This window comes from Pseudomonas shahriarae (genome assembly GCF_014268455.2).
GTDB lineage: Bacteria > Pseudomonadota > Gammaproteobacteria > Pseudomonadales > Pseudomonadaceae > Aquipseudomonas > Aquipseudomonas shahriarae.
Map to the genome: position 1 here is coordinate 5,036,833 of NZ_CP077085.1, position 18,118 is coordinate 5,054,950.

At 60.9% G+C, this 18,118-nt stretch carries 14 protein-coding genes; 5 read left to right on the forward strand and 9 right to left on the reverse strand.

The features are described 5' to 3' along the window. The first annotated feature begins 216 nt into the window (after positions 1-216). On the forward strand, positions 217-3,306 hold the full coding sequence (locus tag HU773_RS22480; RefSeq protein WP_186625564.1) for a transglycosylase domain-containing protein: 3,090 nt from the start codon (positions 217-219) through the stop codon (positions 3,304-3,306). Here HU773_RS22480 and HU773_RS22485 read toward each other — a convergent pair. The 7 genes from HU773_RS22485 to HU773_RS22515 form a co-directional block, all read right to left on the reverse strand. Beyond that, positions 3,303-4,043: a hypothetical protein gene (locus HU773_RS22485; RefSeq protein WP_057958568.1), complete on the reverse strand. Its 741-nt coding sequence runs from the start codon at positions 4,041-4,043 to the stop codon at positions 3,303-3,305. The genes HU773_RS22480 and HU773_RS22485 overlap by 4 nt on opposite strands. A gap of 9 nt (positions 4,044-4,052) precedes the next feature. Then, entirely contained in the window at positions 4,053-4,523 is a 471-nt protein-coding gene (locus HU773_RS22490; RefSeq protein WP_057438311.1) for a CS1 type fimbrial major subunit, read from the reverse strand. Positions 4,524-4,579: 56 nt separating this feature from the next. Next, a complete protein-coding gene (locus HU773_RS22495; RefSeq protein WP_120734468.1) occupies positions 4,580-5,320 on the reverse strand; it encodes a molecular chaperone in 741 nt (246 codons plus the stop codon). Between the two features lie 15 nt (positions 5,321-5,335). Then, a complete protein-coding gene (locus HU773_RS27525; RefSeq protein ID WP_225923818.1) occupies positions 5,336-5,983 on the reverse strand; it encodes a hypothetical protein in 648 nt (215 codons plus the stop codon). Positions 5,984-6,624: 641 nt separating this feature from the next. Further along, positions 6,625-7,884, reverse strand: coding sequence for a hypothetical protein (locus tag HU773_RS22505; protein ID WP_225923819.1), 1,260 nt, complete (start codon positions 7,882-7,884; stop codon positions 6,625-6,627). Positions 7,885-7,889: 5 nt separating this feature from the next. After that, on the reverse strand, positions 7,890-10,415 hold the full coding sequence (locus HU773_RS22510; protein WP_120734100.1) for a CS1-pili formation C-terminal domain-containing protein: 2,526 nt from the start codon (positions 10,413-10,415) through the stop codon (positions 7,890-7,892). A 117-nt stretch (positions 10,416-10,532) separates the two neighbouring features. After that, positions 10,533-11,024, reverse strand: coding sequence for a CS1 type fimbrial major subunit (locus tag HU773_RS22515; protein ID WP_057958565.1), 492 nt, complete (start codon positions 11,022-11,024; stop codon positions 10,533-10,535). Positions 11,025-11,514: 490 nt separating this feature from the next. On the opposite strand from HU773_RS22515, the gene HU773_RS22520 reads away from it, so the two are divergent. Together HU773_RS22520 and HU773_RS22525 are read left to right on the forward strand one after the other, a co-directional pair. Then, positions 11,515-12,087 (forward strand): PadR family transcriptional regulator, encoded by a 573-nt coding sequence (locus HU773_RS22520; RefSeq protein ID WP_057958564.1) that lies wholly within the window; start codon positions 11,515-11,517, stop codon positions 12,085-12,087. Then, positions 12,084-12,851 carry a siderophore-interacting protein gene (locus HU773_RS22525; protein WP_057958563.1) on the forward strand — a complete coding sequence of 256 codons (768 nt, stop codon included), beginning with the start codon at positions 12,084-12,086 and terminating at the stop codon, positions 12,849-12,851. Before HU773_RS22520 ends, HU773_RS22525 begins: the two co-directional genes overlap by 4 nt. A 104-nt stretch (positions 12,852-12,955) precedes the next feature. Here HU773_RS22525 and HU773_RS22530 read toward each other — a convergent pair whose 3' ends face one another. Both HU773_RS22530 and HU773_RS22535 read right to left on the reverse strand, forming a co-directional pair. Continuing rightward, the gene (locus HU773_RS22530) at positions 12,956-13,582 is read right to left on the reverse strand and encodes a Pr6Pr family membrane protein (RefSeq protein ID WP_057958562.1); all 627 of its coding nucleotides are present in this window, start codon (positions 13,580-13,582) and stop codon (positions 12,956-12,958) included. A gap of 4 nt (positions 13,583-13,586) precedes the next feature. Further along, positions 13,587-13,820 (reverse strand): VF530 family protein, encoded by a 234-nt coding sequence (locus tag HU773_RS22535; RefSeq protein WP_057438302.1) that lies wholly within the window; start codon positions 13,818-13,820, stop codon positions 13,587-13,589. Between the two features lie 177 nt (positions 13,821-13,997). On the opposite strand from HU773_RS22535, the gene HU773_RS22540 reads away from it, so the two are divergent. Together HU773_RS22540 and HU773_RS22545 are read left to right on the forward strand one after the other, a co-directional pair. Then, entirely contained in the window at positions 13,998-16,016 is a 2,019-nt protein-coding gene (locus tag HU773_RS22540) for a TonB-dependent receptor (RefSeq protein WP_186625566.1), read from the forward strand. A gap of 711 nt (positions 16,017-16,727) precedes the next feature. Next, positions 16,728-18,065 (forward strand): carbohydrate porin, encoded by a 1,338-nt coding sequence (locus HU773_RS22545; protein WP_115128925.1) that lies wholly within the window; start codon positions 16,728-16,730, stop codon positions 18,063-18,065. The last annotated feature ends 53 nt before the right edge of the window (positions 18,066-18,118 follow it).

The window sequence follows — 18,118 nt, forward strand, 5'->3', positions numbered from 1 at the left end:
GCTCGCGGTGTTTGCAGACATTCAGAGGGCTGGCTGTAAACAACGGGTATGCACACCCACCCAAACAACTGCACAGGAGAGATAGGTAGATCCCCCCGCACCACGCCACGTGCATTCGGCCAAAATCTCACACTCCACACAAATCCTTCCTACACGCCTACCAGCGTCTAAGCTTCAGACAAGTCCGATCAATCTGCGTGAATGGATCAATCGACTATGGGTGCTTCGTGGCAAACCAATTCGGCCAAGGCTGCGGTGCCAACCGACAGCCCGGATGAACAGCCACCGCCCCAAAAGCCCCGCAAACGACGCTATGCCTGGCGTATGTTGTGGTTGTTGCTGGTAATGGGCCTGATCGCGCTGGGGTTTGCCGCTTCCCGGGAAATGCGCACGTCCAAGTGGCAGGCGCGGGAGTTCAGTCGCCTGGCGGCAACCCTGACCTACAGCGTGCAGCCCGGCCCCAGCGATGCCATCGTCTACCCCGGTGCCGGCCCGTTCGATCAGCGCCTGGGCTACAGCGCCCTGGGTGACTTCTTACCCAGGCTGCTCAAGCGCGATTACCTGATCCAGTCCCAGGCGCGCTTCTCCGACGCGCTGATGAACCACACTCGCCACGGCCTGTTCGTGCCCTATGCCGAGAAAGTCCAGGCGGGCTTGTCGATCACCGATTGCCGTGGCACCGCGCTGTACCAGTTCAGCTACCCGCAGCAGCTCTACCCTTCCTTTGCCGATATCCCGCCACTGGTGGTCAACAGCCTGCTGTTTATCGAAAACCGCGAGTTGCTCAACCCCGCCCAGCCCCAGGCCAACCCCGCCGTGGACTGGCCGCGCTTTGCCAAGGCCGCCTGGTCCCAGGTCGCCAAAGTGTTGCACTTGCCCGGCCAGACGGCGGGCGGCAGTACCCTCGCCACGCAATTGGAAAAGTACCGCCACTCCCCCGACGGGCTGACCCTGTCCGGCGGCGAAAAAATTCGTCAGATGATTTCCGCCAGTGTGCGCACTTATCAGAATGGTCCGCAGACGCTGAAGGCACGGCAAAACCTCGTGCGCGATTACCTCAACAGCGTGCCGTTGTCGGCAGTGCCGGGGCATGGCGAAGTGCATGGCATGGCCGAGGGCCTGCGGGTGTGGTACGGCGCGGACTTCAACCAGACCAACGCCCTGCTCGCCGGCAGCGACCCACAATCCCTGGCGCAAAAAGGCCTGGCCCTGCGTGAAGTGCTGTCGCTGATGATTGCCCAGCGCCGCCCGTCCCATTACCTGACCAAGGGCCGCGATGAACTGGCGCAGCTCACCGACAGCCATATCCGCCTGCTGGCCCAGAACGGCGTGATCGAACCGGCACTGTCCACGGCGGCCCTGGCCAGTCAGGTCAACTATCGGGACTGGCAGCAGCAACCCACCCTCCGGCCAATCGAAACCAACAAGGGCATCAGCGTCGCCCGCAGCCGCCTGGCCGCCCTGCTCAATCGTTCGCTGTACGACCTGGACCGCCTCGACCTGGCCGCCACCAGTACCCTGCAAAGCGATCTGCAAACCCAGGCCACCGAGTACCTCAAGCGCCTGGCAGACCCGAGCGTTGCCGGCCAACTCGGCCTGCTCGGCCCGCGCCTGCTGACCGCGGCCGGCACCGCTCAGGTGCGCTACAGCTTCAACCTCTACGAAATGACACCCGACGGCGCCCGGGTGCGGGTGCAAACCGACAACACCGACCAACCCTTCGATATCAACGAGAGCAGCAAGTTGGAACTGGGCTCCACCGCCAAGCTGCGGGTGCTCACCACCTACCTGCAAATCATCGGCGAACTGCACGAGCGCTATGCCGGGCAGACGCCCGCCGCGCTGAAAAAAGTCGTGCTCGACGAGCAGGACCGCCTGTCCCGCTGGGCCGTGGATTACCTGGTGCAAAACAGCGACCGGAGCCTGGCGAACATGCTCGACGCGGCCCTCGACCGGCAGTACTCCGCCAGCCCCGGCGAACGTTTTTTTACCGGCGGCGGCCTGCATCGCTTCAATAACTTTCGCAACGAAGACAATGGCCGCAACCCGACCCTGCGTGATGCCCTGCGCGAATCCATCAACCTGCCGTTTATCCGGCTGATGCGTGACCTGGTGCGCTACAGCACCTACCAGGCACCGGGCAACAGCGCCCAGTTGCTCAAGGACGACAACGACCCGCGCCGCCAGGAATACCTGGCCCAGTTTGCCGACCGCGAGGGCAAGACCTTTTTGCTGCGGTTCTGGAAAAAGTACCGCAACAAGGACACCCAGGCCCGGCTAGCGACTTTTCTCGACAGCATTCACCCCACCGCCATTCGCCTGGCCGCCGTGCACCGGTACCTCTTGCCCCAGGCCAGCCAGCAGAGCTTCAACAGCTTTGTGCGCTCCCATCTGACCGGGACCAAGGCCGCAGAAAAACTCACCGATGCGCGCCTGGAAAAGCTCTATCAAGACTACGGCCCCGGCGCCTATGACCTGCCGGACCAGGGTTACATCGCCAAGGTCCACCCACTGGACTTGTGGCTGCTTGGCTACCTGCTGAACAGCCCCGACGCCACCTTCGCCCAGGCCGTCGCCGCCAGCCAGTACGAGCGCCAGGAAGTCTATGGCTGGCTGTTCAAGAGCCGCCACAAAAGCGCCCGGGACACCCGTATCCGCACCATGCTGGAGATTGAGGCGTTCCTCGATATTCATCAGCGCTGGCAGGCGGTTGGCTATCCCTTCGACCACCTGGTGCCGTCCCTGGCCACCGCCATCGGCAGCTCCGGTGACCGCCCGGCAGCCTTGGCGGAACTGGTAGGGACGATCCTTAACGATGGGGTACGTGAACCGACGCTGCGGATCGACAGCCTGCACTTCGCCCCTGGCACGCCCTATGAAACCCGACTGGTGAACCACCCCGATAAAGGCAAGCGGGTGATGCCCAGCGAAGTCGCCACAGCCCTACGGAGTGCGTTGTCCCAGGTGGTAGACGCAGGCACCGCAAAAAGGCTGTCGGGCAGCTTCAAGTTGGCCGACGGCACGCCACTGGCCATGGGCGGCAAGACCGGCACCGGGGATAATCGCATCGAAGCCATTGGCGCCGGCGGGCGCGTCCTCAGTTCCAAGGCAATCAACCGCACGGCGACGTTTGTGTTCTATATCGGCGATCGGCATTTCGGTACCTTGACCGCCTTTGTCCCCGGCAGCGGTGCGCAGAACTTCACGTTTACCTCGGCGCTGCCGGTCCAGGTGCTCAAGGGCATGGCGCCGGTGCTGACGCCCTATCTGCAGCCCGCTGGCCACACCTTGTGCAGCGCGCCCTAGCCGTTGATCTCGACGACTCTCTCGGAGCTGCCTTCCACCAGGAAAAACCGGTAGGTCCGCCCGGCCTGTTTTTCAAAGCTGAATACCCGCCCCGGGAAGATATGGTTCTTGGTCACGGGGGCGCAGTCCGTACGATCCGCTACCGAACAGTCCTTGAACTCATCCACCACCACGACGGTGTTGCCGGCGTTGCGCAGGGTGTAGGTGCGGCCACCGTTTTCGGTGCGGGTATCGAAACGGCTGTGCTCGGGCCGCACAAAGAACACCGTGCCGTACCCCGACATCACCCGCACACCTGCCGTCAATGACGCCTCATACGCCGCGCGGTCCTCGTCGTTGACGCCAAAGTCATCGTCCTTTTCCGGCGCCACGGGCAAGTAGCGCACCCGGAAGTAACGCTCCCGGTCCCGCTCCCCCATAAACAGGAAGCGCGTGCTTTGCATCGCATTGGCGGGCACGATCAAGCGTGCCGGGCTGGCCATCAGGCCATCGCGCACCATGCCGTCGCCTTGGCTTTGGAGCGGTACTTCGTCGTAGCTGCCATCGGGTTTGTAGAGCATTTCGGTGACATTGATCTTGACGAACGCGGTGCTGGTGCCGCCATTGAACACGCGCTTGAGATAAGTGTTTTTGTCGCCATTCAAGTAATCGTAAAAATCCCCGACATTGATGGCCGGCCCGGCATAGGCATTGAAGGACCACAGCCACGCGCCCAGTACTGCATAAACGTATTTCATAACCACCTCTTACGGTCGCAACGCGTCGAATATCAGGTTAACGCTGCCAAAATAGTCGCCCGGCACGTAGCCGTCCTCCGGCTCGACGGCAGCAATGTCCAACAGCACTCGCTTGCCGACCCGCGCTTGATCGGCGGGCACCACCAGGGTGTCCGTCAGGTCCAGCGCCTGGCCGTTGAAGGACACGTTCAACAGGATCAGGCGCCGGCCGTTGGACAGCACCGGCAGATCGCCCAGGCGCGCGACAATCCCGCCGGCGCTGTTTTTCACGTCGAAGTGTTCGCGCAACGGCTTGAGCGTGCGGGTCACCAGGTTCCACGCCATTTCTTGCTCACGCTCCAAAAACACCGGGTTGATCGGCAGCACATAAAAGTCGGCGGTGGGAATGGTGACGGAGACCTCGAACACCTGCTCTTCACGGATCGCGTGGGCCTGGGTACTGAGCAACGTGACAACCACCAGCAACAGTGCTGCCAACACGACTTTGCAGCCTCTGCATGGGCGGTGCCCGTGCCTATGTGCTCTTTCAATGACCATTAGCCTTTGACCTCATATGGTTTTTTCTCGCTGCCCTCGACCAGAGTGAAGCGATACGTACGCCCTGCCTGCTTGGGGAAGCTGAAGGCACGGCCCGGCAGGATGTGGTTCTTGGTGACGGGCAAACATTCCTGGGCACCGTCGCTGGCGCAGTCTTTGAACTGGTCGACCACCACCACGCTGTTGCCATCGTTATGCATCCCGTACTCAGTGGGCTGATCGTCGATACGGGTGGCAAAGCGCGTGACCTTGGGCCGCACGAAAAACACTGTGCCGAACCCCGCCAGTACCGTGACGCCGGCCGAGAGGTTGGTTTTATAGGCCTCACGCTCGTCGCTGGAGACGGCAAAATCGTCCTCCGGCTCCGGCATCACCGGCACAAAACGCAGGCGGAAATAACGCTCTTTGTCACGCTCGCCCAGATACAGCAAACGTGTGCCTTGCATGCCATTGGCAGGGACGATCAGGCGTGCCGGGGTGGCCATCAAGCCGTCGCGGGCGGTGTTCTCGAGGTTACTCTTGAGCTCCACTTCCTCGGAGGTGCCGTCGGCGTTGTAGAGGATCTCCATCACCGAGACTTTGATAAATGCCGTGCTGTCACCGCCGTTGAAAACCCGTTTGAGGTAGGTACTTTTATCGCCGTCCAGGTAGTCATAGAACACCCCGACATTGATGTTGGGAGCGGCCGGTGCGGAGATCGGCAACCAGCACAGCGCACACAGCGCCAACAGATGTTTCATCTTCATCAGTCTCATTTAAAGTTCCGAGTCCCAGACCACCGTGACCTGGCCCGAGTAAGTGCTGCCACCGCGCTCAAGCATCTGGTCGGCGTGGTCTTTCTTGACCTCGAAGTGCAACGTGCCGGGCCGCCTGTTGACGTAGAAGCCCGGATTGAACTGCTCGGTACCGGCGCCGCTGAGCAGCAGCGGCTGGCGAATCACGGCGCTGCCGTCGGCCCGGTTCAGGCCATGGGGCAGGCTCACGCTGACGTCCAGCGGCACCTCGTGGCCGTCGGTGGTGTTCTTCAAGGCACAGGTGTCGCCGATAGACCGCTCACAGCTCATCTGCATCTTGAAGCGCGACGAGGCAGAAATGCTGAAGGTCTGGTCGCGAAACAGACGCGCAGGTTTGCGGCCCTGATTCAGCCAGGCTTGCCAACCGCCTTGGGGCACCAGCTCGATACGGTTGCCGTTGGGGGGAACTTCGACTTTGAGGTCATGTTGCACCGCCAGGCTGAAATTCAGGGTCAGCGTAGGGCTGCTGGGCATCATCACGTCGCCCAAATCGAAGTCCTTGCCGGGCCCTACGGTGTATTGATGACTACCGATGTACTCCCCTGAAGACATGCCCAACGGGTTGGGCGTGATGAGTTCATAGGCAAACTCCAGGCTGTTTAAGCGCATGGTGGGAATGTCGAACCTGGCCTGTCTGGCACATAGAGAGCCGACGGGTGTTCGCCAGAAAAACCCATAGGTTATCGTCCCATAAAGGCTCACTCCGGTGCCCAGGCAGGTGCGCGGCGGGTACACCCAACTGGAGCCGGTCCACATTCTCTGATGAGCCTGCAAAGGGGTCACACCCCCTCCGACCAGGCTAATCAGGTTGGGAATGGAATATGTCGAACCGACCCCCATGATCCGTACCTTTAACGTCTCGGTCTCCTGAGTCTGCCGATGCACCACGGTCAGATCCTGCCACTCCGTTGGGACCTTAAACATTGCGCCTTGCCGTTGATCCGTATGAAACGCAGAGATCTGCGTCACGGTCTCAGCCGAAATAGCAGCCCTGAGGCTGAATATGTTCAAGGAGTTACATTGGGCAGGGAATGACACACAGTAACCAACACTGGGCGTTTTGTTCTCGAACTTATTCAAGTGCGGCTGTGCAGGGTCCGGCCGAAACTCAGCATGAATGCTCATCTCCACTGCGATTGCAGGCATTGCCAGCGACGCCAGTAACACGCTGGCCGCCACCTGCGAGCCACGCCCTAGCCACTTCGCTACATTCATGCCGCTACCACTGACGGCCTCTATCTGACGGCAGCTCATATTTGTGAATCCCAGACCACTGAGACCTGGCCCGTGTAGGTGCTACCGCCTCGACTGAGCATCTGCTCGGCGTAATCTTTCTTGACCTCGAAGTGCAACGTGCCGGGCCGCCTGTTGACGTAGAAGCCCGGATTGAACTGCTCGGTGCCGGCGCCGCTGAGCAGCAGCGGCTGGCGATTCACCGCGCTGCCGTCTTCACGGTTCAGGCCATGGGGCAGGCTGACGCTGACGTCCAGCGGCACTTCATGACCGTCCGTGGTGTTTTTCAAGGCGCAGGTGTCCCCTACGACCTGATCGCAGGCCATCTGCATCTTGAAGCGCGACGAGGCGGAAATATTGAACGTCTGGTCACGGAACAACCGTGCCGGCTTGCGCCCCTGGTTAACCCAGCCTTGCCAGCCGCCCTGGGGCACCAGTTCGACACGGTTACCGCCCGGGGGGACGTCCACCTGGAGCTGGTGTTGCACTTCCAGGGCGAAATTGAAGGTCAGTTGGTTGTCCGACGGAATCAGCACATCGCCGAAGTCATAATCTCCCCCAGGCCCCATGGTGTAGGTGAGGCTGCCAGAGTATTCACCGCTGGACATGCCTAGCGGATTGGGGGTTTTAAGCTCATAGGCATACTCGAGTTGGAACAGGCGCAACCTGGGAATATCCAGCGAGGGCTTGCGACCACAGGCGCCTGCTCCTTCAGGGACCAACCAGAAATACGTGGCAGAGGCATTGGTAAACTTAAGGTGACCAGTACTTCGGCACGGGCTCGGAGCGTTTTGCCATTGCGCATGCCATGCACGTCCAGGTTGCGCCCAAGCCGCCACCCCCGGCGGATTGGCCGCAGTCCAGACGCCACCTAGCCCGGCAATACGCATCTTTACGGTCTCGACTTCCCCGGTTCTGTTATGCGTCACCAGCACATCTCGCCACTCGGATGGCACTTTTACGTAATAGCCCTGGCGGTCATTCTCATGGTTGGCCAGGATCGGCCCGTTGGATAACGCCTCAAAGTTCCACTCCCGCAGGCTGAAGATATTCAACGCCTTGCACTGGTTTGGAATGTGAGACTCGCAAATAGAACTGATAGGCGTTGTATTACGAAACTGGTTCACAAACGGATTGCCGGGGTCCGGCGTAAACACGGCCGTGATGTCCTGGGTCAGCGCCACCGCCGTCGAACTGAACAACAACGTAGCGCCTACGCCTCCCAACTGGCAGATCAAAGTTCTGATGCGTTTCATGGTGGTCGGTAATCTCGTCATGCCACTCAACCTGCGGTCTGCTGGGTAAAGGTGGAGTCGGCCAGGGTGTCCGGCGTGCAGCGCAAATCCCCAATCATCAGCACGTCGCTTTCACTGTGCGCATTGGCGGTATCCAGGCGGAACTGGCACAGCAGCTGGTTGTGACGCCGCACTTCGAGGGTCGGCGAGCTGGCGTTCATTTCCAGGGAGAAAAACCCATCGACCTCGCTCACCCCACGGCTGGCGTGGTTGAGAATGTGGTGGCCCTTGAGCGGTTTGCCCTGGGGGTCCACCAGGCGCCCGAGCACGGTGACGGTGCGCATCACGCTGATCTTGCGATAGTCCACGCCGCCCTTGTTCAGGTGGTAGGCCGTGCGCGGCGGCTGGATGTTGGCCGCAGGTGCGTGGTTGCCGTCGAAGTCGAAGCTGACCGAGCTGCCCTTGTAGGCGGCGATTGGGATGAAGTTGCGCCCAGGTCGCAAGATGGTGCTGCCGCCACTCAAGTCATCGGCCCGCAGGACGATGTCGTCCACATCGCTTTCAACGTCGACAATCATCCCCGAACCGCTGCCGGCATACTGGCTGGTGAGCACCATCCGCTGCCCGCCGACGGCAAAGGTGCTGTCCAGGTTGAGGCCACCGGTCAGGTCGTTATTGAACGATGAGCGCTGCACAAAACCGTCACCATTGACCGCATCGGTCTGGAAGCTGGCCATGCCGGACAGCCCGACGCCGTAGGTGTCAACCAGGGCGGTGGCCGAAACACTTTGCAGAACATGATCCTGCAGGTCGCGGCGATAGCTCAGCGAGCCGTTGTTGTCGCGGCCACCGTCACGGGAGGTGCGTGTACCGATGCTGGCCGACCATTGTTCGCCCGGGCTGCCAAGGGCCAGGCTGACGCTCAGGTCGACCCCGCGATTGCGCTTGTCGCCGGTGCTGGAGCTGGCAGGACGGTCGAACAGCGACAGTCGCCAGTTGGCGTCGTTGCCAAACAGGTGAGCCCGTTCGGTCCAGCCCAGGTCCAGCCCCAGACCTTGAACGTTGCCTTCGCTGTAAGCCAACCGGGCGTTGATGGAACGCAGGTTACTCAGGCGATGGTTCACGGACAGCGACGACTGGCTGGTCTGGCCGACAAAGATATCGAGCTGGCGAATGCGGGTGCCGTCGGGCAGGGTTTCGTAGGTGTTACGGTTGTCCAGCCAACTGCGGGTGTGGTTGAACACCACACTGCCCAGCCCATAGTTGTAGAGGCTGTTGAAGTCGACGCCAGTGCCGTAGTTATCGGTCTGGTAGATGTTGGCGTAGAGACTGGCGTTATTGGCCAGGGACCAGTCGACGGACGTGCCGTACTGCATGTTGTCCTTGACCTGGCGCCCGGACAACCCCAGTACCACTCGCGGGTGAGCCAGATAGTTGAGGGAGGCACCGGCGGTCAGGTCGCCACTGGATTGCTCGTCCCAGTTGCTGAGCAGTTTGCTTTCTTGCCCGGCAAAAACGTTGTAGCGCCAGCGGTTGTCGAGATTGCGCCAGTTATTGGGCTTGTACACCAACTCCTGGGTGGTGCTGGTGATCTGGCCGTCTTCCACCAGGCGCACTTCCACCTCGTAGATGCCGCCGGGCAAGGGCCGTGTGTCCAGGCTCTGCAAGCCTGTGGTAACGGCCTGGGTGTTGATCAACAGCCCGTTGCGGTAAATCTCGACCGAGGCCTGGCGATTGGCCGTGACGTAAATGGGGTAGATGCTCGGCTTGGGATTGCTGATCATCAGGCTGTCGGAGCTGCCGTACATCACGCCCACGGCGGTGTCGGGGCTCGCGCCGAACGTACGCAGTTGCCGGGTCAGGCCTTCGGCGTTAGGCGTGAAATAGCCCAGGCGCAGGAACTCACCGTGCATTTCACGCTGGGAGTACAACGAGTACACGGCGTGGTTGAGGGCATCGTCATCCGGGCCGCCCAAGCGCGAGAACTGCATGTTCAGCACCTGGTTCCAATTGCCCAGGCTGCCGCTGGCGTCCAGCCCCAGGCGTCCGCCCAGGTCCTGGCCCTGGCCGCCACTGATATTCAGCTGGTTACGCACGATCAGGCCCGTGCTGCCGCCCGTGGGCAGGGAGTAGTACTTCGATTCTTGCCCTTCACGCTCGGCATTCTCGGTGAGCAATGTGAGCAGGGACTTTTCCAGGTTGTAGTGCACCGCCAGCAACTGATCCGGGCAGCCACTTTCGCAGGCCCCCAACGGCACACCCTGCTTGAGGTAGTCGCCCCAGCGGTCGCGCTCGACATCCTTGATCACACTGCCTTCATGGTCAGTGAAATTCAGCAGGGTCAGGCGGTCGTCGCGGGTGAGGACAATCATCGCCTCAGAGACGAACTCCTCATCCAGTTCGACCCGTACCGCCAACGGCACATCAAAAAAATGCTCTTCGAAGTCCGCCGGTAAACCCTTGGCCTGGGACAGCAAACTTCTTGGGGTTGTGCCAGTTGCCGCGTCAGCTGCAAACGCCCCCGTACAAAACAACAAGGCGAGCGCTGCCGCGATGAAAATCATCGGGAACATGAACGGATACTCTGATTACGCACAGGGAATACTTGAATACCGATCAACCGACAGCGACTGCCTGTCGATCGGTAGGGCTAAGCAATAAGCCGATGCTTACTGATCAACAGGTCGCCTTTACGGCGTAACGCGTGGCTCGTGATCGAACACCACGGTGTAGTTGGTGGTGAACAGGCCTGCGTCGGTGTCGGCTGGCTTGGCGGCCACAACCACCATGTCGGCCTGGGTGCCCGGGGTGGAGCTGGCGTCATCCACGACTTCCAGTGGCGAACCGGTCAGGGTCACGCCGTTGAAGGAGGTGGTCAGGGGGATGGAGGACGTGCCGTTGCTCAGGGATGCCGGGCCGCCTTCGATGTAGGCCTTGATCGAACCGTCAGTATTTTTTACCGCGTAGGTGGCACGGATCTGGCTCAATTGGCCAGTGACGGTGTTGTAGGACATGGTTTCATCCTTACCGAAATCCGGATCCACCGGCTGGGCGTGGAACTGTTTGGTAGGAATGGTTGCCTTGATGTTGATGACACTGGTGGCTTCACCGGCAGCAAACACGCTGGAAGAGCCGATAGCCAACAAGACCAGTGGCAGGACGAAAGCAGTTTTTTTCAGCATCGTTAAATACCTGTTGTCACTTTAAGTAAGTTAAAGATTCGACTCGATCGAAACTTCATGACGCGCCACAAGCCCAACTCCAAGTTGAGTCCTAAGACGCAAGTAAATGATCTGCCGATTCCAACTTCAGGTAAGCCAGCTATTTCCGTGTAGCGCGTAGTTATCAAACCCTCTATGCAGGCAGAAAAAATCCTGAAAACTCAATAAGTCACGTATTACCTGTCATCCCGGTAATACAGGCAACATTAGTTCGGCTTACCTATATAAGACATCGTTCCGTAAGAAATGGAGTACACGAATAGCTATAGCTAAGCAGAACTTACTTTAGAGCAAAAACTCCACAATGCCATTTAAACCGACCATTTATAAATCGGCCTGTGGTGCCGGTGATAGCACCCGGGGTTGGCGCCCTACCGTTCGTCAGAAGGCATTGCTCGAGTCATAAGATATATCTTACGTTATGTCTTAGACACCCACAGAGAGCATGACAATGAGAGACCATCATTCCCACCGTGAACCCGGTGACGGCCGCGACGGCTTCGAGAAACGCCCAGGCCGCGAGCGCGGTGGCCGGGGGCCCCGGGTCTTTGCCCCGGGCGATCTGAAAATCCTCCTGCCGGCGCTGATCGCCGAACAGCCGTGCCATGGCTACGACCTGATCCGCCAGATCGAAGGACTGTTCGACGGCGCCTATAGCCCCAGCCCCGGGGTGATCTACCCCACCCTGACCTTCCTCGAAGAAAGCGAGTTGATCAGTGGCGACGCCGAAGGCGGGAAAAAACGCTACACAATCACCGACGCCGGACGTCTCTTCTTGAGTGAACAGAAAATTGCCCTGGACGGTGTGCGCATGCGCATCGACGTCAGCAAGCGTTCGCTGCGCGGCCACGACCGGCCACCCGAGATCCACGAGGCGGTGCACAACCTGCGCCATGCCTTGCAACTGCACCACGGGCGCTGGAGCCCGGAAGAAATCACGCGTGTTGCGGGGCTGCTCAACAGCACCGCCCAAGCCATTGTGGATGGCCCGGCCGTCCAACCTGTACAGGGGAAAAGTGAATGAACAAGCCCGTCATCCACCGCGTCACCCACGAGATCAAACGCCGCCGCCTGCAGGTATTGCGGGTGGTCGATATCACCCCGCGCATGCGCCGCATCACCCTGGGTGGCGAGCAACTGGCCGGGTTTATCAGCCTGGGCAGCGATGACCATATCAAGCTGCTGTTCCCGCAGAACGCCGCCGAACTGGCCGCGCTGCAAAGCCCGACCTTCACCATCAAGGGCGAGGGCCCACAACCGGCGATGCGCGACTACACACCACGGCGTTTCGACCTGGCCCTCGGGGAGTTGGATATCGACTTTGTGCTGCACGGCGACGGCCCGGCGTCGACCTGGGCCGAGCAGGCTGCCGTCGGCCAACACCTGTACATCGGCGGGCCACGGGGCTCGATGATCGTGCCGGATATCTTCGACAGCTACCTGCTGATCGGCGACGAAACCGCAATCCCGGCCATTGCCCGGCGCCTGGAAGAACTGCCGGCGGGGCGCAAGGTGCTGGCGGTGATTGAAATTGCCGATGAGCACGAAAAGCAGGCGCTCGATAGCGCGGCGGATGTGGAAGTGATCTGGGTGATGCGCGGGGTCGATGATCTGCTGGCCACGGTGGAGCACCTGCAGCCACCGGCCGGGGCGCTGTATGCCTGGGTGGCTACCGAGACCAAGCTGTCACGCCAGGTTCGGCGGGTGCTGCTGGATAAGCACCAGCTCAACGACGAGTTCGTCAAGGCCGTGGGCTACTGGCGAGCCCAGGGCAGCGACGAAGAATAGGGCTCACTCGGTCAAAATGTGTGCGGGCTTGCCCGCGATTGCGCTGTATCAGTCGGCACATTTGCTACTGATCCACTGCAATCGCGGGCAAGCCCGCTCCCACATTAGTCCTTCGTTACCTTGGGGATCTTGTCCAGCCCCACTAGCGCCAACGCCACCGCCACAAACCCCAGCAATATCCCCCCCGCATTCATAAACACCTGTGGATATCCCAAGGTGTCGACATCAATAAACGGGTACTGATATTGCCCCAGCATATGCCCGCGCAGCAGCACGTAAACGAAGTACAGCAGCGGGTAGATCGCCCAATAGCCGATGTGCCTGAGGCGCAACGTCCCCTTGGGCACACACCGCCACCAATACCCCAGGAACAGCAGCGGCATCACATCGTGGAGCAATTCGTCGGCGATAAACTGCCAGCCCTCGGGGCTCCACAAATGCCGCAGCAGCAGGCTATACGCCAGCCCCACCACGACGATACTCACCGCTATCCCGCTGCTGACCGCAGGCTGCAGGAAAAAGCGGCGCCCGGCTGAAGGGCGATTCACCAGTGCATAACTGAGCACCACCGCCGCCAGGGTATTGGTCAGCACCGTGAAGAAGCTGAAGAAACTCACCAACCCACCCAACAGGCTGGCATCGGCCATCCAGCGTGAGTAGAGGACCAGGTACTGCTGGATCGCCAGGCCCGCCCAGCCGGCCAGCGCCGCTGACGCGATAAAGCGCTTCATGGGATCAGTCCAGCGGGCGTTTGGTGCGCATCAGCTTGACGTACAGGCCTTCGACTTTCTCCCGCGCCCACGGGGTCTTGCGCAAAAAGGTGAGGCTGGACTTGATGCTCGGGTCGTTCTTGAAGCAGCGAATATCAATGCGCTCGGCCAGGCCTTCCCATTCGTAATGCGCCACCAGTGCAGTGAGCACCTGTTCCAGGGTAACGCCGTGCAGGGGGTTGTTATTCGATGCGGTCATGCCGGGCCTTTGCCAAGTAAATAAAGAGGAAGCCGCGCACCTTAGCCGAGAGGCCAGGCAGGCGGAAGCACCGTGTTCACTATAGCCGTTGAAAAAGTTCCGCTTCCCGGACGAAAAAGAGATGTTATATTGTAACCATTCATATCAAACCTTCTCTGCTTTGCCAAGGAACCCCCGATGTCCCTCTCCCCTCTCTGGCGCCTGACGCCGCTGGCCGCCGCCCTGCTGATCGGCACCCAGGCCCACGCCCTGGAACTGCAACCCCAAGTCATCACCGGCAACCCGCTGGGCAGCCAACAACTGGCCTCGCCCACCACAGTGCTGGAAGGCGATGACCTGACCCTGCAACAAAAAGGCAGCCTTGGCGAAACCCTGAACAAGCAGCCGGGGGTGTCGTCGTCGTACTTTGGCCCTGGCGCCAGCCGCCCGATCATCCGTGGCCAGGATGGCGACCGCATCCGCATCCTGCGCAATGGCGTCGGCGCGCTGGATGCCTCGTCGTTGTCTTATGACCATGCGGTGCCGCTGGACCCGGTCAATGTCGAGCGCATTGAGATCGTCCGTGGCCCGGCCGCCCTGCTCTACGGCGGCAGCGCCATCGGCGGCGTGGTCAATACCTTCGACAACCGCATCCCCACCGAAGCCATCGAAGGCATCCATGGCGCGGGCGAGTTGCGCTACGGCGCCGCCGACACCACCCGCAGCAGCGCCGGTAAGCTGGAAGCCGGCAACGGCCGCTTCGCCCTGCACCTGGATGCCAGCGCACGGCAATTCAACGACCTGAAAATCCCCGGTTACGCCCGCAGCCGCCATGCCCCGCAAAGTGAAAACGGCCCCGGCAAAAACGGCCGCCTGGGCAACAGCGATGGGCGTCAGGACAGTGGCGCAGTGGGCGGTTCCTACACTTGGGACGACGGTTACGCCGGGCTGTCCTACAGCAACTCCGACAGCAACTACGGCTCGCCCGCCGAACAGGATGTGCGCATCCGTATGCAGCAAGAGCATTACGCCTTTGCGTCCGAAATCCGCAACCTGCAAGGGCCGTTTACCTCGGTCAAACTCGACGCTGGCTACACCGATTACGAACACCGGGAAATCGAAGGCGGCGAAACCGGTACCACCTTCAAGAACAAAGGCTATGAGGCGCGCATCGAAGCACGGCACCAGCCGATGGGGCCTTTCGACGGCATCGTCGGTGCCCAGGTCAGTCGTAGCGAATTTTCCGCCCTGGGCGAGGAAGCCTTCGTACCGCAGACCGAGACCAATGCCGGCGCGCTGTTTATCCTCGAAGAAATGCAGGCCACCGAGCGCCTGAAACTGAGCCTGGGCGGGCGCCTGGAACACACCACTGTCGACCCGGACGGCAAGGGCAACGAGCGCTTTGCCAATGCCAACACCTCCAGCAGCTTCACCGCTGGCAGCCTGTCATCGGGCGCGGTGTATACCCTCACGCCCATCTGGTCGCTGGCCGCGACCCTGGGCTACACCGAGCGTGCGCCGACCTTCTACGAGCTGTACGCCAACGGCGCCCACGTCGCCACCGGCACTTATGAAGTGGGCGACGCCAAGTTGTCCAAGGAAAAAGCCGTGGCCAGCGACCTGGCCCTGCGCTTTGACAATGGCACGCACAAGGGCAGTTTTGGCGTGTTCTACAGCCACTTCTCCAACTACATCGGCCTGCTGAACAGCGGTCGCACCTTGAATGACGAAGGCGAAGAAGACGCCGACGGCATCCCGGAATACACCTACTCCGGCGTACGCGCACGTTTCGTTGGCTTCGAAGCCCAGGATCACTGGAAACTTGGCGAAAGCGCCTACGGCAAATTTGCCCTGGAACTGTCGGGCGACTACACCCGCGCCACCAACCTGGAGACCGGCGAAGCCCTGCCCCGTATTGCGCCGCTGCGCCTGAACAGTGGCCTGCTGTGGGAACTGGATCGCTGGCAGGCGCGCATTGATGTCGAGCATGCTGCTGGCCAGGGTCGGGTGCCGAACAACGAAAGCGGCACCGACGGCTACACCACATTGGGCGCCAGCGCCGGCTATCGCTTCAACCTGGGTGGCAGCCAGTGGCTGGCATTTGTTGACGGCGAGAACCTGACCAACCAGACCGTGCGCTACGCCAGCTCGATCCTGCGCGATATCGCACCGGCACCGGGGCGCAGCGTGCAGGTAGGCCTGCGCACGACCTTCTGACAGACAGGGATGTTCAACCTGTGGGAGCTGTGTGTTGTCTAGCCAAACTCGTGCTGCAGACAAGCTCCCTTGTGGGAGCGGGCTTGCCCGCGATAGCGGTGGGTCAGCCAGCCTTTCCGGTGCTGACCCAACGCTATCGCAGGCAAGCCAGCTCCCACATCAAATTGTGTTGTCTAGCCAAACCCGTACTGCAAACGAGCCCCCCCTGTGGGAGCGGGCTTGCCCGCGATGGCGGTGGGTCAGCCAGCCTTTCCGGTGCTGACCCAACGCTATCGCAGGCAAGCCAGCTCCCACATCAAATTGTGTTGTCTAGCCAAACCCGTACTGCAAACTAGCCCCCCCTGTGGGAGCGGGCTTGCCCGCGATGGCGGTGGGTCAGCCAGCCTATCCGGTGCTGACCCAACGCTATCGCAGGCAAGCCAGCTCCCACATCAAGTTGTGTGGTCTAGCCAAACCCGTGCTGTAAACGAGATCCCCTGTGGGAGCGGGCAAGCCAGCTCCCTCACTGCTTTGCGGTCTCTGCGCCGACTGTTACCAAATCCGAAATAATCCATCTTGCGATTAGCCCTTTCTCTCCCCGTGCCGGCGCTTTATCCTTGTCGGCAACAACCTGAAACGTTTCATCTGCCACCCAAAAACCTGATGCGCGCCCGCCCTGCCGGTCGCCGTTTGCGTACTAAAACCAAAAACTATTAAGACCTGCCCTTGCCTATGCCTGCTTTCCCAACACTGCGCCTGTGCGCTGCGCTGCTGCCTTTGTGCCTGATCACCTGTGCCCAGGCCGCCCCTGCCTTTGACCGCGAGTCACCGTGGATGCTGGGTGATTTCGGCGGTTCCCGGACAGCGCTGTCTCAACAAGGCTACGACTTCAAGATCGACTACACCGGCGAGATGGGCAGCAACCTGCATGGCGGCTCGGACCATGACCGCACCGCCCGCTACAGCGACCAATGGGCCTTCGGCAGCCACCTGGACCTGCAGAAGATCCTCGGCTGGCACGACGCCGAGTTCCAACTGACGATCACCGAGCGCAGTGGCAATAACATCAGCAATGACCGCATCAACGACCCACGGGTCGGCGGTTTTACCTCGTCCCAGGAAGTCTGGGGCCGTGGCCAGACCTGGCGCCTGACGCAGATGTGGTACCAGCAGAAATTCTTCGACCAAAAACTGGATATCAAAGCTGGGCGTTTTGGCGAAGGCGAAGACTTCAACAGCTTCCCCTGTGACTTCCAGAACCTGGCGTTCTGCGGCTCCCAGGTGGGCAACTGGGTCGGTGGCATCTGGTACAACTGGCCCGTGAGCCAATGGGCGCTGCGGGTCAAATACCACCTGACGCCCGAGTTGTACGCGCAGGTCGGCGCCTATGAACAGAACCCGTCCAACCTCGATCGCGGCAATGGCTTCAAGCTCAGTGGCAGCGGCACCCAGGGCGCCCTGCTGCCGGTGGAGCTGGTGTGGACGCCAACGTTCCATGGCCTGCCGGGCGAATACCGCGCCGGTTACTACTACAGCAGCGCCAAGGCCAGCGATGTCTACAAGGACCGCTACGACCAGCCCGCCGCCGTCAGTGGCGAGGCCTATCGCAGTGCCTCCAGCAAGCACGGTGTGTGGCTGGGCGTGCAGCAGCAGGTCACCCGCCTCGCCAGCGACAACAGCCGTGGCTTGAGCGTGTTCGCCAACGCGACGATGCACGATAAGAAGACCAACGCTGTGGATAACTATGTGCAGGCCGGGGTGGTCTACAAAGGCCCGTTCGATGCCCGCGCCCAGGACGATATCGGCTTTGCCGTGGCCCGCGTGCACGTCAACCCGGCCTATCGCAAGAACGCCCAGGCCAGCAACCAGGCCCGTGCGGTCTACGACTTCGACGACGCCGCCTACCTGCCGGTGCAAGACACCGAATACAGCGCCGAGCTCTATTACGGCGTGCATGTCAGCAACTGGCTGACGGTGCGCCCGAACCTGCAATACATCCGGCATCCGGGGGCCGTTGCCCAGGTGGATGACGCGCTGGTCGGCGGGATCAAGCTGCAAGCGTCCTTCTGAATCGCAATAAACGCAATGAGACCTGAACCAAGCCCGCGCGCAAACGTCATCTA

Coding starts and splice junctions, on each gene's coding strand:
- HU773_RS22505 (WP_225923819.1), bottom strand. CDS start 7,884: ATGACGAGATTACCGACCACCATGAAACGCATCAGAACTTTGATCTGC.
- HU773_RS22520 (WP_057958564.1), top strand. CDS start 11,515: ATGAGAGACCATCATTCCCACCGTGAACCCGGTGACGGCCGCGACGGC.
- HU773_RS22525 (WP_057958563.1), top strand. CDS start 12,084: ATGAACAAGCCCGTCATCCACCGCGTCACCCACGAGATCAAACGCCGC.
- HU773_RS22480 (WP_186625564.1), top strand. CDS start 217: ATGGGTGCTTCGTGGCAAACCAATTCGGCCAAGGCTGCGGTGCCAACC.
- HU773_RS22535 (WP_057438302.1), bottom strand. CDS start 13,820: ATGACCGCATCGAATAACAACCCCCTGCACGGCGTTACCCTGGAACAG.
- HU773_RS22515 (WP_057958565.1), bottom strand. CDS start 11,024: ATGCTGAAAAAAACTGCTTTCGTCCTGCCACTGGTCTTGTTGGCTATC.
- HU773_RS22540 (WP_186625566.1), top strand. CDS start 13,998: ATGTCCCTCTCCCCTCTCTGGCGCCTGACGCCGCTGGCCGCCGCCCTG.
- HU773_RS22485 (WP_057958568.1), bottom strand. CDS start 4,043: ATGAAATACGTTTATGCAGTACTGGGCGCGTGGCTGTGGTCCTTCAAT.
- HU773_RS22545 (WP_115128925.1), top strand. CDS start 16,728: ATGCCTGCTTTCCCAACACTGCGCCTGTGCGCTGCGCTGCTGCCTTTG.
- HU773_RS22510 (WP_120734100.1), bottom strand. CDS start 10,415: ATGTTCCCGATGATTTTCATCGCGGCAGCGCTCGCCTTGTTGTTTTGT.
- HU773_RS22495 (WP_120734468.1), bottom strand. CDS start 5,320: ATGAAACATCTGTTGGCGCTGTGTGCGCTGTGCTGGTTGCCGATCTCC.
- HU773_RS27525 (WP_225923818.1), bottom strand. CDS start 5,983: ATGCGCTTAAACAGCCTGGAGTTTGCCTATGAACTCATCACGCCCAAC.
- HU773_RS22530 (WP_057958562.1), bottom strand. CDS start 13,582: ATGAAGCGCTTTATCGCGTCAGCGGCGCTGGCCGGCTGGGCGGGCCTG.